Here is a 13,382-nt window from a genome sequence, read left to right on the forward strand (position 1 = left end):
TACGTAGTGCGGTAGGGTGCCGGACATGACAACTACGTACGCTGTACTTAGTGAAGGTCTGGAGAAGAGCTACGGAGAGGTCCACGCCCTGAGCGGACTGGACCTGGCAGTGCCGTACGGCTCGATTTGCGGCCTCCTCGGCCCCAACGGTGCGGGCAAGACCACCGCCGTGCGCACCTTCACCACCCTCACCGCGCCCACCGGCGGCCGCGCCCTGGTCGCCGGTCACGACGTCACCCGCGCCCCCGCCGCCGTCCGCCGCTCCATCGGGGTCACGGGCCAGTACGCCTCGGTGGACGGGGACCTGACGGGCCGCGAGAACCTGCGGCTCTTCGCCCGTCTGGCCGGGCTGCGCGGTGCCGCCGCCCGGGCCCGCGCCGACGAGCTGCTGGACCGCTTCGGCCTGGGCGGGGCGGCCGACCGGGTCGCCTCCACCTGGTCGGGCGGCATGAAACGGCGCCTGGACCTGGCCGCCGGGCTGATCAACCGCCCCCGGGTGCTGTTCCTGGACGAACCGACGACCGGCCTGGACCCGGCGGCGCGCGAGCACATCTGGGCGGCCGTACGGGAACTCGCCGACGAGGGCGCGGGCGTGCTGCTCACGACCCAGTACCTGGAGGAGGCCGACCGGCTCGCCGACGACATCGTGGTGGTCGACGGCGGCCGGGTCGTGGCCGGCGGCACGCCCGCAGAACTCAAGGCCCGCATCGGCGCCCACGCCGAGGTCACCGTCGCCGACCGCTCGGCCCTCGCGGGAGCGGCGGTGGTCCTGGACCAGCTCACCGGCGGCGCGCCCGTCCTGGACGAGGAGCGCCTCACGACCGGCGCGACGGTCCTGGACGGCGCCCTGACCCTGCCGCGGATCATCCGCGCCCTGGACGCGGCCGGGATCCCGGTCACCGACGCCACACTGCGGCCACCCACCCTCGACGAGGTGTTCCTGCGCCTCACCCGGGTCCGCCGCGCCACCACCGGCCACATCGACCGGATCGAGGGGGCCGCGGCATGAGCACCCTGCTGTCCGACGGAGGCGCCGTCCTCACCCGGCAGTTGCAGAAGGCGCGCCACGCGCCCGCGCTGCTGATCCTCACCCAGACGATGCCGATCACCCTGCTGCTCTTCTTCGGCTACGTCTTCGGCAGCGCGCTCGCCATGCCGGGGTCCGAGTACCGGGAGTTCCTGGTGCCGGGGCTGCTCGCCGCCACCGCCGCGAACGGCCTGATGACCGGCATGTTCACGGCCGCGCAGGACGCCCACCGCGGGGTGATGGACCGCTTCCGTACGCTGCCGATGAGCCGGGCCGCCGTACCGCTCGGGCAGACCGCCGCCGACCTCCTGACGACGGCGGTGTCGATGGTGCCGCTGATGCTGGTGGGACTGGCGATGGGCTGGCGGATCGAGCACGGCCTGCCGGGCGCGCTCGGCGCTCTGGGGGTGCTGCTGCTGTTCCGCTTCGCCACGGCCTGGACGGGCACGTACCTCGGGCTGCTGAGCAAGAGCGAGGAGGCGGCGGGCCAACTGGGCAGCGCCACCTTCGTGCTGCCGATGCTCTCCAGTGCGTACCTGCCGACCGCAGGACTGCCGGGGTGGCTGCGGACGGTGGCCGAGTGGAACCCGATCAGCGCGGTCGCGAGCGCGGTGCGCGCACTGTGCGGCAACGCGGGCGGCGGGGCCGCGCCGGGAGCCGCCTGGCCGGCGGCGCATCCGGTGGCGGGGGCGGTGCTCTGGTCCCTGGTCCTGCTGGCGCTGTTCGCCCCGGCGGCCGCGCGCCGCTTCACCCGCGGCCCGGGCTGACAGCGGACCGGGGCCCCGGCACACCGCGCCGAAGGCGAGCCGGGCTCGAAGCGCACCGCCCAGGAAAGTGCCGGACCCCCGGCACACCGCGCGGGAAACCGCGCGGTTCTCGGCGCCGTGCGGGATGACAGCCCCGGGTCCGAGCAGGTAGGCAGGTTGTCATGGCTCCTGACACGCACCCCGCGCCGCGATCCGCACCACGACCCGCGCCGCACCCCGCTGCGCCCGCCACCGATCCGCTGCCCCTCGAAGGCCTCACCGTCGTCGCCGTCGAACAGGCCGTCTCGGCCCCCTTCGCCACCCGCCAGCTCGCCGATCTGGGAGCGCGGGTGATCAAGGTCGAGCGACCCGACGGCGGCGACTTCGCGCGCGCCTACGACACCACCGCCCAGGGCCTCGCCTCGCACTTCGTCTGGGCCAACCGCGGCAAGGAGTCGATCGCGCTGGACCTCAAGGATCCGCGCGGGAGGGAGGTCCTGCACGGCCTGCTGGACGGCGCCGACGTCTTCGTCCAGAACCTCGCCCACGGCGCCGCCGCCCGGCTCGGCCTCGACTCGGCGGCGCTGTGCGCCCGTTACCCGCGGCTGGTCGCCGTGGACATCTCCGGATACGGCCCCGAGGGCCCGTACGCCCACAAGCGCGCCTACGACATGCTCGTCCAGTGCGAGGCGGGGCTGGTGTCGGTGACCGGCACCCCGGAGCAGCCCGTCAAGGCGGGGATCCCCGCGGCCGACATCGCGGCCGCCATGTACGCCTTCTCGGGAGTGCTCGCCGCCCTCCTGCGCCGCGGGACCACCGGGCGCGGGGGCAGGGTGGAGGTGTCGATGCTGGACGCCCTCGCCGAGTGGATGGGCCACCCCCTGCACCACACGATGCACGGTGGGCGGCAGCCGGTACGGACCGGCCTCGCCCACGCCGTCATCGCCCCTTATGACGCCTATCCGACGGCCGACGGGGACCGCGTACTGCTGTCCGTTCAGAACGACCGCGAGTGGCGCCGCCTGGCGGAACAGGTCCTCGAGCGACCGGAGCTGGCGGACGATCCGGCGTACGCGACGAACGCCGCCCGCACCCGCGGCCGGGAGGCGACCGACGCGGTGGTGGCCAAGGCCCTGGCGGCGCTGGACGCCGAGGAGGCGATCGGCCGCCTGGAGGCGGCGGGCATCGCCTGTGCGCGGCTGAACCCGGTGGCGCGACTGGCGGCGCACCCCCAGCTGGCGGCGCGTGACCGCTGGCGGGAGGTGGGGTCACCGGTGGGTCCGCTGCGGGCGCTGCTGCCGCCGATCGGGCTGCCCGACGGCCCGCCGCCGCTGATGGGGGCGGTGCCCGCGCTCGGGGAGCACACCGAGGCGCTGCTGCGAGGCCTGGGGATGACGGACGAGCGGATCACGGCGCTGCGCCGGGACGGTGTGATCGCCTGAGGAGTGACGGCGGGGCCCGGCCGCCCGGCGCGAGCGCGCCGGGTTGCCGGGACACCGAGGACCGCCGGGAGGGGGCGGAGCACACCGGGGCAGGCCGGGGCACTGCCGGAGTACGCCGTGGACAAGACGGGGCCGGGGTGCGGCCGGGCCAACCGGCCGCCTCGCAGGGGCAGTTACGAGCGGCGGCTGCCGAAGAGCGTGCGCCGCAGCCGACGCAGCGGCGCGAACAGCGCGACGCGCGCGCTCCGGCTCCGCTGGAAGTGCGTGTGGTCGCGGGAGGTGAGTTCGCGCATCAGCAGCGTCGCCTCCGCGGTCTCGTGGTGCGGGACGGCGGGACCGCCCAGCACGGCGAGGTGGCGGTCGAGGCGCGAGCTGGTCGCACTGCTGCCGCAAGTGATGGCAGGCACGCGAGGCGGCCTGCTGCGCATTGCTATCTGTTCCATGTCTCTCCCCACCCGTACGAGGGCACCCGGCCCGGGCAGGTTAACCCTATCGCCCCGGCGTCGCCCCCGGGTATCCCGGTGGTGTGAATTACCCCTATACCTACGGGGAGTTGACGGTTACTCAGTGCAGTCGGCGATCACTCTCCGCACAGGTCGGCCGCCTTCCGGACCGCATCGGGGGCTCCTTTGCGGCAGTCCCGTCACGACAGGGGTCAGGACACCCCCGCTGCGCTAACTTGGAGTGATCATCCGGTGACGGCCGTGGGGGGCTCGTGTGAGCGGGAACATGGATGAGGACGGGCGTGTCATCGCCGGCCGCTACCGGCTGCTGGGTCCGCTGGGCCGCGGCGGCATGGGCATCGTGTGGCGGGCCCGTGACGAGGTGCTCGGCCGCGAGGTCGCGGTGAAGGAGGTCCGGGCGCCCGCCGGACTGGACCCGGCCGAGGTGGAGCGGATGTACCGGCGGCTGGAGCGGGAGGCCTGGGCGGCGGCGCGGGTCTCGCACCGCGGGGTGGTGACCGTCTACGACGTGGCCACCGAGGGCGGCCGCCCCTGGATCGTGATGGAGCTGGTGCGCGGGCTCTCGCTGGCGGACGTGCTGGAGGGCGAGGGGCCGATGACCCCGCAACGGGCCGCGCACATCGGCGAACAGGTGCTGGCCGCGCTGCGCTCCGCGCACGAGTCGGGGGTGGTGCACCGCGACGTCAAGCCCGCCAACGTACTGATCGCCAATGACGGCCGGGTCCTCCTCGGGGACTTCGGGATCGCGAGCCTGGAGGGCTCCTCCGCGATCACGAGGACGGGAGAGGTGGTCGGGTCCCCCGAGTTCCTCGCGCCGGAGCGGGCGCTGGGCCGTGAGCCGGGGCCCGCGTCGGACCTGTGGTCGCTCGGGGTGCTGCTGTACGCGGCCGTCGAGGGGGCTTCGCCGTTCCGCCGGGACACCCCGCTGGCCACGCTGCGGGCGGTGGTGGAGGGGGAACCGCCGCCGCCGCGCCGGGCCGGGCCGCTGGCGCCCGTGCTGGAGGGGCTGCTGCGCAAGGACCCGGACGAGCGGCTGCCCGCGGCGGAGGCGGCCCGGATGCTGCGCGTCATCGGCGCGGGAGGAACCGTACGGGCCCCACAGGGCGCGGGAGGAACCGTACGGGCCCCAGCCGGTCCGGCGTCGGGGCCGCAGGCGCCGACGACCCCGCTGCCCGAGCGCAACCCCTCCGGCCAGGCGCCCACCACCCCCCTCGCCACGCCACTCGCCACGCGCGTTGCCGCCGCGGAGTCCGGGCGCAGGCGGGCCGGGCTGGTGCTGGCCGCCGGGGTCGTGGTGCTGCTCCTGGCGGTGGTGGCGCTGGGCTGGCTGCTGTTCGACGAGCGCGGCCGGCCGGACGGCAGCAACGGCAGCACCGGGAGCGGCGGGAGCGGCGGGAGCGGCCCGACGGGGTCGGCGCCCGCCTCCGCGAGCCCGCCGCCGGCCCCCTCCGACTCCCCGCCGGCGAGCGGCAGCCCGACGCCCGGGCGGCAGGTGACGCTGTACGTCCACACCCTGTACGGCTCCTACCGCGGCACCTGCCCGCCGCCCCCGGCCGGCGCGCCCGCCTTCACCGGGACGATCGCGGTGGACGCCGTTCCCGCCGTGGTGGAGTACCGCTGGGTGACGCGCGGCGGGACGGCGGCCCCCGACGCGGGCTGGCAGAGCGTCACGTACGAGGCGGGCGGCGCGAAGACCCGGCAGTTCCACCACACGGAGCCCGGCACCGGCGGCAGCTTCGACGACGCGGTCCGGCTGGAGGTGCGCATGCCCGCCCGGGCGGTCTCGGCGTGGATGGACTTCTCCGTGACGTGCGAGGAGGAGACCCCGACGGCCGGGGCCTCCTCCTCCGCTCCACCGGCTCCTTCCGGCTCCCCGGGCCCGACGCCGGACCCGGGGGAAACGCCGTAGGGGCCGGTCCGGACCTATGCCTTGCCGGCGAAGACGGGCAGGTAGCCGCTCGACTGCCCGGTGGCGGTCGGGTGGTATGACTCGCCGATGTCGGCCCAGTTGAGGCTGTGCAGCCACGCGCTGCCGGAGCAGATCTCGTGGCCGGTGAAGGCGCCGGTCACCGAGGCGAAGGTGAAGCCGTGGTCGGCGGCGCGTTTGGCGATGGCGGCGTTGAGGTAGTCGGCGGCGCCGTTGATGGCGCTGCGTTCACCCTCGGACAGTCCCGCGATGCAGGAACCGTTCAGCTGGTAGAAGCGGGGATAGCCGAGGACCACCACGTGGGCGGCCGAGGCGCGGGCGGAGATGGCGTCGTAGACCTTGTCGAGCTGACCGGGGAGGGTGGAGTCCACGTACGCCTTGGCCTGGTTGACGCGGTTGACGCAGGTGGACTCCGACTGGAGCACACAGGTCGTCATGACGTCGGAGAAACCGGCGTCGTTGCCGCCGATGGTGATGCTGACGAGGTCCGTGCCGGAGTTCAGCGGGCCGAGCTGGCCGGAGAGGACGTCACCCGTCCGGGCGCCCGAGCAGGCGGTGAACGAGAAGGTCTGGGGGGAGTGGGCGGCGGCCCACAGGGCCGGATAGGCCCGGGAGGTGCGCTTGCAGTTCCCGCTCGCGCTGTCGTAGTTGCCGGAGCCCACGCCGGAGGAGTACGAGTCTCCGAGGGCTACGTAGCCGAAGTCGGCCTGGGCGGAGGCGGCCGCCTGGCCGGCGCCGAACAGGGCGGTGCCCGCGGCGAGTAAGAGGGCGGAGGTGAGGGTGGCGAAGCGCGACAGTCTCATGCTCATGTGTGCGGCTCCTAGTGGGGGTTACTCCTGAGTCGTTGGTACAGGGAGCACGGCCTGGCTGGAAGTGTTCATGCCAAGAATGTTCGGAGCGGAACCGGCTCCGAATCTTCACGAGCGAGGGGTTTGAAGGAGGAACCCGGACACCCGATCCGGCGAAACACGGGTGCGGGAGGGCAGTTCGTGCCGGATCATGGGCGCCATGTCAGCCAACCCGCACGACGCGCTGCCGATCCGGCTCACCCTCGACGACAGCGACTCGCCGTCGGATGTCGTCGACGCCCTGTTCCTCGGCCGGTTCGCGTCCGGCGAGCAGCCGTACTCGCACAGCGTCTCCATCGAACGGGTCAAGGCCGAGGCCACCTTGCTGCCGCCGGGCGCGACCGTGCTGCGCTCGGCGCGCGACACCGACCGCAGCGCCACGCTCGCCGAGGGCGACGGCTGGACGATGCTCGTCTCGCGCTGGAGCCGGGGCGCGGACGTGACGGTGACGGCCGTCAGCGACGAACTCGCCGCCGGGGTGTTGGGCAAGGCCACGGAAGGGGCGCGGGACGAGCCCGAACCGCAGCCTTCGAGCGTCACGATGGGGTTCTGGTACGTCTCCCCGCGCCGCGGCCCCTACCGCACGACCCGGCAGATCGCGGCGGGCACCTGGGCGGAGGTGCGGCCCAACTACACCGCACCGGTGGCCGAGGCGATGGACCGGCTGATGAAGGTGACCCCGGACGACATCGCGGGCCGGCTGCTCCTGCTGCACGGGCCGCCCGGGACGGGGAAGACCTCCGCGCTGCGGACGCTGGCCCGGTCGTGGCGGGAATGGTGCCAGGTGGACTGCGTCCTGGACCCGGAGCGGCTGTTCAACGACGTGGGCTACCTGATGGACATCGCGATCGGGGAGGACGAGGGCAGCGCCAAGGGCCGCTGGCGACTGCTGCTGCTGGAGGACTGCGACGAGCTGATCCGCGGCGAGGCCCGCCACCAGGCCGGGCAGGCGCTGTCGCGGCTGCTGAACCTGACGGACGGACTGCTGGGCCAGGGCCGCAACGTCCTGGTCGGGGTGACGACCAACGAGGACCTGGAGCGCCTGCACCCGGCGGTGGTCCGGCCGGGCCGCTGCCTGGCCCGGATCGAAGTCGGCCGGCTGACGCACCGTGAGGCGACGGACTGGCTCGGTAGCGACGAGGGCGTCACCCGGGAGGGGGCCACCCTGGCCGAGCTCTTCGCCCTGCGGCGCGGCGCGGGTCCGACGTCGGCCCTCCTCCCGCCGCAGGGGCACGGCGCGGAGCCGGGGCTCTACCTGTAGGTCCCGGCCCGGCGGGCCGGGTGCGACCACAATGGCCCCGAAGGCCACGCCCCGTCGTGCCCGGCGTCCCCCGGGCACACCGAACAGGAGTCCAGGTGCCCGAACCGGCGCAGGAGAACCCCTACCCCGACAGCCTCGTCCTCGGCGAGGGCCCGGAACCGCACCCGCAGCTTGGGCCCGTGCTGTCGCTCATCGGGCGCTGGCACGGCCGGGGCAGCGGCGAGTACCCGACCCTGGAGCACGGGTTCCGCTACGAGCAGGAAGTCACCTTCAGCCATGACGGCCGGCCCTTCCTGCGCTACGAGTCCCGCGCCTGGCTGATCGACGCGTCCGGTGCGGCCCTGCGCCCGTCGGGGCGGGAGGTCGGCTGGTGGCGGGTGATGCCGGACGCCTCGCTGGAGGTGGTGCTGGCCCACCCGACCGGGATCGTCGAGACGTACGTCGGCCAGGTGTCCGGCACCACGATCGAGATGGCCACCCGGAGCGTGTCGGTGACGCCCCGGGCGAAGGAGGTGACCGCGATGCGCCGCCGGTACACCCTGGAGGGCGGGGAGCTGGTCGTGGTGCAGGAGATGGAGGCCGTGGGCCAGCCGATGCAGCACCACCTGATGGCCCGGCTCGGAAAGTGCAGCACCACCTGATGGCCCGGCTCAGCCGAAGGAGCACCACCTGATGGCCCGGCTCAGCTCCCGCACCGACCCGGGCGGAAGCTGAACGTCACTTGCCGTACCGCGCCCGCAGGGCCTCCCCCGCCGCGGCCGTGGCCTCCTCCCGGGACAGGCCCAGCCGGTGGGCGCGCTCGGCGAACGCCTGCGCCGCGGCGGCCGCCTCCCGCGCGGCGGAGTCCCCGGCGGCGGCGACGAACGTCCCGGCCCGCCCCCGCGTCTCGATCACGCCGTCGCCCTCAAGGGCGCGGTAGGCCTTGGCGACCGTGTTCGCCGCGAGCCCCAGCTCCTCCGCCAGCCCCCGCACGGTCGGCAGTTTGAACCCCACCGGCAGGCGCCCGGACCGGGCCGCGTCCGCGATCTGCGCGCGCAGCTGCTCGTAGGGGGCGGCGGAACCGGCCGAGCCGTCGATCTTGATCTTGAGGTGGGGCGAAGTCGAGGTCACGGCGCCGATTGTCCCCCACCGCCCGGTAATTCGCAGGCGCCGACGACGGCCGGCGCCTAACGTCGCCCCCATGACCGTTTCGATCCGCGACCTGCGCCCCGGCGACCCGGGGGACGTGGAAGCCGTCGTACACCTGCGCCGGACCGTCCTCCCGTTCATGATCACCACCGCGGCCGGTGTGGCCCACGAGATCGCCTCCGCCCACCCTGACAAGCGGTACCGGATCCTCCTCGCCGAGCGCGCGGACGGCCTGGCCGTCGCCACCGCCCAGGTCGGCATCGCGCACGAGAGCCCCGAACCGGGCGTCGGCTTCGTCAACCTCCAGGTGGACCCCGCCCACCGCGGCCTCGGCGTGGGAAGCACCCTGCTGCGGGCGGCCGAGGAGCACCTGCTCGCCGCCGGGGCCGTGGACTCGTACGCCTGGGCTCTGGACGGGCCGTCCGACCACGCCTTCGCCGCCCGGCACGGCTACCGCCCCGGCCGCTCGGCCCACTTCCTGCGCCTGGAACTGTCGGAGCGGACCCTGCCCCCGTACCCGTCCGTGCTGCCCCCCGGCGTCGAACTGCGCCCCGCCTCCGCGTTCGCGGACGATCCGCGCCCGCTGTACGAGGCCGACGCCGAGGTCTCGTCCGACGAGCCGGGCGACGTACCGGTGGAACTGGACGACTTCGACAACTGGCTCGCCGAGGTGTGGCACGAGCCCTCGTTCGACCACGACCTGACGACGGTCGTCCTCGTCGACGGCACGGTGGCCGCCTTCTGCGCCGCACGGACCGACGGGGCGGGCCGCTACGGCTCGGCGATGACCGGCACCCGCCGCGCCCACCGCGGCCACGGGCTGGCCAGGCTCGCCAAGACCGTCTCCCTGCACCGGGCCCTCGCGGCCGGCTGCACCGAGGCGCTGACCGGCAACGACGCGGGCAACGCGCCGATGCTCGCCGTCAACGAGTGGTTCGGGTACGAGATCCGCGCCACCGAGACCCGCTTCGCGAAGCGGCTCGCCCCCTCCAGTACGGACCCGAAGGAAGTGACAGCGTGACCGGCCTGCTCACCATCGTCCTCGTCAAGGCCGGCCGGACCAAGATCCGCTATCCGGCCGAGCTGCTCGCCGACACGGGCGACCGCCTCTCCGTGCGCGCTCCCTGGGCGGCGGAGGACGTACGGGACTTCGGCTTCGTGCGCTTCGAGCCGGGTGACGTGTTCACCGAGCACTTCTGGCGCAGCCGCTGGTACGCGGTCAAGGAGGTGCGGACGGGTGACGGCCGCCTCAAGGGCTGGTACTGCGACGTGACCCGGCCGGCCGTGGTCCGCGACGGCGAGGTCGTGGTGGAGGACCTGGACCTCGACCTGTGGGTCTCGGGGGACGGGTCGAGCGTCCTGCGCCTGGACGAGGACGAGTTCGCGGCGAGCGGCCTCGCCGCGCACGACCCGGAGGCCGCCGCCCGGGCCGCATCGGCCCTGGACGCCCTCGAAGCGCAGGCCAGGACCCCTGCCGGGCTGCCCGCACTGCTCGCGTAGTCCACACCGCCCCCTCACGTCCGTCCCGCCTCTGGCGCAAGGGAGTCGGCGTGGGCGAGGATCACGGCCTCACCCACCGCCACCACTTCCTTGCAGGAGGACGTCCATGACCCGCCGCACATCCCGCGGTCTCCTCTGCGCTGCCGCCGCCACCGCGGCGCTGTTCGCCCAGCCCGGTCCGGTCTCGGCCCTGCCCTCGGCAGGCCCCGCAGCGACGCAGCTCCCCCCGGCCCGTGTCTTCATGGTCAACCCCGTCCAGTCCTCGGGCGATCAGACGCTGACCGACGGCAAGGACGGCGCCGACGCCGTGCCCGCCTCCGCCTACGCCGTCGCCGCGCTGCGCAATCTGGACGGCAGCGGATCACTGTCCGGGAAGTGGGCTTACGTCCGTTCGGACACCGGCGCCTCCGCGAAGACCTCGGACGCCGTCGGCTACAGCCGTGACGACGACCGGTTCGAGCAGGTCATGGCGTACTTCTGGGTGAACGAGGCACAGGAGTACCTCCAGGGCCTCGGTTTCGGCAGCGAGCTGCCGGGGGCCAACGACCGCGCCCAGCCGGTGCGGATCAACCAGTGGGGCGCGGACAACTCCTTCTTCTCCGACAAGAAGGCCGAGATCCGCTTCGGCAAGGGCGGCGTGGACGACGCCGAGGACGCCGAGGTGATCGTGCACGAGTACGGCCACGCCGTACACAACGCGCAGGTCCCGGGCTTCGGCACCTCCCCGGAGGCGGGTGCGATCGGCGAGGCCTTCGGCGACTACCTCGCGGTCGAGGTCGGCGCGCACGCGGACGAGGCGTACGGGTGGCCGCGCAAGACGGACCTGGCGTGCGTCGGCGACTGGGACTCGACCGGCTACAGCGCGGCCCCGCACTGCCTGCGGCGGACCGACGGCTCGAAGGTGTACGCCGACCGGGTCGGGGAGGTGCACGCGGACGGGGAGATCTGGTCGCGCGCGCTCTTCGACATCCGGGGCGCGCTGGGGGCGCGGACGGCCGACCGGATCATCGTCAACGCCCAGTTCGGCTTCCGCGCCGACACCGACTTCGCCGACGCGGCGCGCACGACGATGGCGACGGCGCAGCGCATGTACGGCAAGTCCGCGGCGGATGCCGTGCGCGCCGCGTTCGCGGCGCGGCAGATCCCCGGGATCGGGTGATCTGCGGCTCGTGTCCCACCGCTGCCGCCCCGGGCCTGGGCCCGGGGCAGTAGCGGACGAACTCCTTCCGAAACCGGGCGCATTCACCGCCGAGCGGACAGCGGAATGCGTTCTCCGGACAACGGGAAGGTCAAATTCTTGTTGCGCACCTGCCAATCCGGGGTGACTTCCTGGCACTGTTTCCACCACTGCCCCCCACTGGCAACAAGGAGCAACGAGTGACTCACCCCACGTCGTCCTCAACCCCCACCTCCCGCAGCCGTGTTCACGTCCTCCGCGCCGCCGCGCTCGTCGCCTCGGCCGCGATGGTCGCCCTCGCCGTGCAGAGCGGACCCGCCAACGCCGCCGCGGAGCGCGAGGCCGGCGCCACGGCCGTCTCGCTGACCGGGACGGCGCGCGCCTCCGCCATCGCCCAGGCGCAGTCCGACGCCCCGTCCACCGCCAAGGCCATCGGCCTCGGTGACCAGGAAGGGCTCGTGGCCCGGGACGTCGTCAAGGACGCGGACGGCACCGTCCACACCCGTTACGAGCGCACCTACGCCGGGCTCCCGGTTCTCGGCGGCGACCTGGTCGTGCACGCCAAGAACGGCGCGCGCTCCACCACCAAGGCTTACGGCGCCCGGATATCGGTGGACACCAAGTCCGCTTCCCTCGCGGCCCCCAAGGGCGCCCGCAAGGTCGTCTGGGCCGTCGGCGGAGCGCCGGTGCTGGCCTGGGAGAGCGTCACCGAAGGCGTCGGCGACGACGGCACGCCGAGCAAGGTGCACACCATCACCGACGCCCGCAGCGGCAAGGTGCTCTACTCCTACGACGCCATCGAGACCGGCATCGGCGCCAGCGAGTACAGCGGCTCGGTCACCCTCGGCACGAAGGCCAACGGCTCGCAGTTCGAGCTGAACGACGCCGCGCGCGGCGGCCACAAGACCTACGACCTGGCCGGCGGCACCAACGGGACCGGTTCCCTGTTCACCGACGCCGACGACACCTGGGGTGACGGCACCCCCGCCAACCGGCAGACCGCCGCCGTCGACGCCCACTACGGCGCCGCCGTGACGTGGGACTTCTACAAGAACGAACTGGGCCGGCTGGGCATCCGCGGTGACGGCGGCGCGGCGTACTCCCGCGTCCACTACGGCAACGCCTACGTCAACGCCTTCTGGGACGACAGCTGCTTCTGCATGACCTACGGCGACGGCACGAACAACACCAAGCCGCTGACCGCGCTGGACGTGGCCGGCCACGAGATGTCGCACGGTCTGACCGCCTCGACGGCGGGGCTGCGCTACACCCGGGAGTCCGGCGGCCTCAACGAGGCCACCTCCGACATCTTCGGCACGTCGGTGGAGTTCTACGCCGCGAACGCCTCCGACCCCGGCGACTACCTGATCGGCGAGAAGATCGACATCCGCGGCAACGGCACGCCGCTGCGGTACATGGACAAGCCGAGCCGCGACGGCGCCTCCGCCGACTACTGGGACAAGAACGTCGGCCGCCTCGACGTCCACAACTCCTCCGGCGTCGCCAACCACTTCTTCTACCTGCTGTCCGAGGGGAGCGGCGCCAAGACGGTCAACGGCGTCAGCTACGACTCCCCGACCGCCAACGGCTCCACCGTGGCCGGCATCGGCCGGACCAAGGCGTACAAGATCTGGTACAAGGCGCTGTCCGTGTACATGACCTCCTCGACGGACTACGCGGGGGCGCGGGTGGCGACCCTCAAGGCCGCCGCGGACCTGTACGGAACGGGTGGCACCGAGTACCAGGCGGTCGCCGCCGCCTGGACCGCGGTCAACGTGAAGTGAGCCCCCTTCCTCAGGGGCTGCTTACCTCCGCCTTAAGCGGGGCCTAAGGATCGCCCCGACCGCCCCGATCCGCGCGGA

General features: G+C 73.6%; 13 protein-coding genes. 10 read left to right on the forward strand and 3 right to left on the reverse strand.

The genetic code is table 11. From position 1 onward, the window contains the following. Positions 1–25 precede the first annotated feature (25 nt). The 3 genes from OHA81_RS07645 to OHA81_RS07655 all read left to right on the forward strand — a co-directional run bounded on the left by OHA81_RS07645 (position 26) and on the right by OHA81_RS07655 (position 3,215). Positions 26–1,009, forward strand: a complete 984-nt coding sequence (locus OHA81_RS07645; protein ID WP_329193991.1) for an ATP-binding cassette domain-containing protein — start codon at positions 26–28, stop codon at positions 1,007–1,009. Then, positions 1,006–1,794, forward strand: a complete 789-nt coding sequence (locus OHA81_RS07650) for an ABC transporter permease (RefSeq protein ID WP_329193993.1) — start codon at positions 1,006–1,008, stop codon at positions 1,792–1,794. Before OHA81_RS07645 ends, OHA81_RS07650 begins: the two co-directional genes overlap by 4 nt. Before the next feature lie 161 nt (positions 1,795–1,955). Continuing rightward, the gene (locus OHA81_RS07655; protein WP_329193994.1) at positions 1,956–3,215 is read left to right on the forward strand and encodes a CaiB/BaiF CoA transferase family protein; all 1,260 of its coding nucleotides are present in this window, start codon (positions 1,956–1,958) and stop codon (positions 3,213–3,215) included. Between the two features lie 173 nt (positions 3,216–3,388). Here the strand turns inward: OHA81_RS07655 and OHA81_RS07660 are convergent, their stop codons facing one another. Then, positions 3,389–3,658, reverse strand: coding sequence for a hypothetical protein (locus OHA81_RS07660; RefSeq protein WP_329193996.1), 270 nt, complete (start codon positions 3,656–3,658; stop codon positions 3,389–3,391). 286 nt (positions 3,659–3,944) lie between these two features. On the opposite strand from OHA81_RS07660, the gene OHA81_RS07665 reads away from it, so the two are divergent. Further along, a complete protein-coding gene (locus OHA81_RS07665; protein WP_329193997.1) occupies positions 3,945–5,588 on the forward strand; it encodes a serine/threonine-protein kinase in 1,644 nt (547 codons plus the stop codon). A 14-nt stretch (positions 5,589–5,602) separates the two neighbouring features. On the opposite strand, the gene OHA81_RS07670 is transcribed toward OHA81_RS07665, so the two are convergent. Next, positions 5,603–6,409 (reverse strand): SGNH/GDSL hydrolase family protein, encoded by an 807-nt coding sequence (locus OHA81_RS07670; protein ID WP_329202071.1) that lies wholly within the window; start codon positions 6,407–6,409, stop codon positions 5,603–5,605. A gap of 196 nt (positions 6,410–6,605) precedes the next feature. Between OHA81_RS07670 and OHA81_RS07675 the strand changes: the two genes are divergently transcribed. Then, entirely contained in the window at positions 6,606–7,715 is a 1,110-nt protein-coding gene (locus OHA81_RS07675; protein ID WP_329193998.1) for a DUF5925 domain-containing protein, read from the forward strand. Positions 7,716–7,810: 95 nt separating this feature from the next. Then, positions 7,811–8,356: an FABP family protein gene (locus OHA81_RS07680; RefSeq protein WP_329193999.1), complete on the forward strand. Its 546-nt coding sequence runs from the start codon at positions 7,811–7,813 to the stop codon at positions 8,354–8,356. 76 nt (positions 8,357–8,432) lie between these two features. Here the strand turns inward: OHA81_RS07680 and OHA81_RS07685 are convergent, their stop codons facing one another. Beyond that, on the reverse strand, positions 8,433–8,825 hold the full coding sequence (locus tag OHA81_RS07685; protein ID WP_329194000.1) for a GntR family transcriptional regulator: 393 nt from the start codon (positions 8,823–8,825) through the stop codon (positions 8,433–8,435). Positions 8,826–8,895: 70 nt separating this feature from the next. Here OHA81_RS07685 and OHA81_RS07690 point away from each other — a divergent pair, with 70 nt between their 5' ends. From OHA81_RS07690 to OHA81_RS07705, 4 genes are all read left to right on the forward strand, one after another. Continuing rightward, the gene (locus tag OHA81_RS07690) at positions 8,896–9,864 is read left to right on the forward strand and encodes a GNAT family N-acetyltransferase (RefSeq protein ID WP_329194001.1); all 969 of its coding nucleotides are present in this window, start codon (positions 8,896–8,898) and stop codon (positions 9,862–9,864) included. Beyond that, positions 9,861–10,343: a DUF402 domain-containing protein gene (locus OHA81_RS07695; RefSeq protein ID WP_329194002.1), complete on the forward strand. Its 483-nt coding sequence runs from the start codon at positions 9,861–9,863 to the stop codon at positions 10,341–10,343. Before OHA81_RS07690 ends, OHA81_RS07695 begins: the two co-directional genes overlap by 4 nt. A 106-nt stretch (positions 10,344–10,449) precedes the next feature. Continuing rightward, positions 10,450–11,502, forward strand: coding sequence for a M4 family metallopeptidase (locus tag OHA81_RS07700; RefSeq protein WP_329194003.1), 1,053 nt, complete (start codon positions 10,450–10,452; stop codon positions 11,500–11,502). Between the two features lie 305 nt (positions 11,503–11,807). Continuing rightward, positions 11,808–13,304, forward strand: a complete 1,497-nt coding sequence (locus OHA81_RS07705; RefSeq protein WP_329202073.1) for a M4 family metallopeptidase — start codon at positions 11,808–11,810, stop codon at positions 13,302–13,304. Positions 13,305–13,382: the final 78 nt, after the last annotated feature.

This window comes from Streptomyces sp. NBC_00667 (assembly GCF_036226825.1).
In the GTDB taxonomy this organism is placed as follows: Bacteria; Actinomycetota; Actinomycetes; order Streptomycetales; family Streptomycetaceae; genus Streptomyces.

Excerpts from the sequence above, each read along its gene's own strand:
- OHA81_RS07645 (WP_329193991.1), top strand. The coding sequence starts at position 26 with ATGACAACTACGTACGCTGTACTTAGTGAAGGTCTGGAGAAGAGCTAC.
- OHA81_RS07650 (WP_329193993.1), top strand. The coding sequence starts at position 1,006 with ATGAGCACCCTGCTGTCCGACGGAGGCGCCGTCCTCACCCGGCAGTTG.
- OHA81_RS07655 (WP_329193994.1), top strand. The coding sequence starts at position 1,956 with ATGGCTCCTGACACGCACCCCGCGCCGCGATCCGCACCACGACCCGCG.
- OHA81_RS07660 (WP_329193996.1), bottom strand. The coding sequence starts at position 3,658 with ATGGAACAGATAGCAATGCGCAGCAGGCCGCCTCGCGTGCCTGCCATC.
- OHA81_RS07665 (WP_329193997.1), top strand. The coding sequence starts at position 3,945 with ATGGATGAGGACGGGCGTGTCATCGCCGGCCGCTACCGGCTGCTGGGT.
- OHA81_RS07670 (WP_329202071.1), bottom strand. The coding sequence starts at position 6,409 with ATGAGACTGTCGCGCTTCGCCACCCTCACCTCCGCCCTCTTACTCGCC.
- OHA81_RS07675 (WP_329193998.1), top strand. The coding sequence starts at position 6,606 with ATGGGCGCCATGTCAGCCAACCCGCACGACGCGCTGCCGATCCGGCTC.
- OHA81_RS07690 (WP_329194001.1), top strand. The coding sequence starts at position 8,896 with ATGACCGTTTCGATCCGCGACCTGCGCCCCGGCGACCCGGGGGACGTG.
- OHA81_RS07700 (WP_329194003.1), top strand. The coding sequence starts at position 10,450 with ATGACCCGCCGCACATCCCGCGGTCTCCTCTGCGCTGCCGCCGCCACC.
- OHA81_RS07705 (WP_329202073.1), top strand. The coding sequence starts at position 11,808 with ATGGTCGCCCTCGCCGTGCAGAGCGGACCCGCCAACGCCGCCGCGGAG.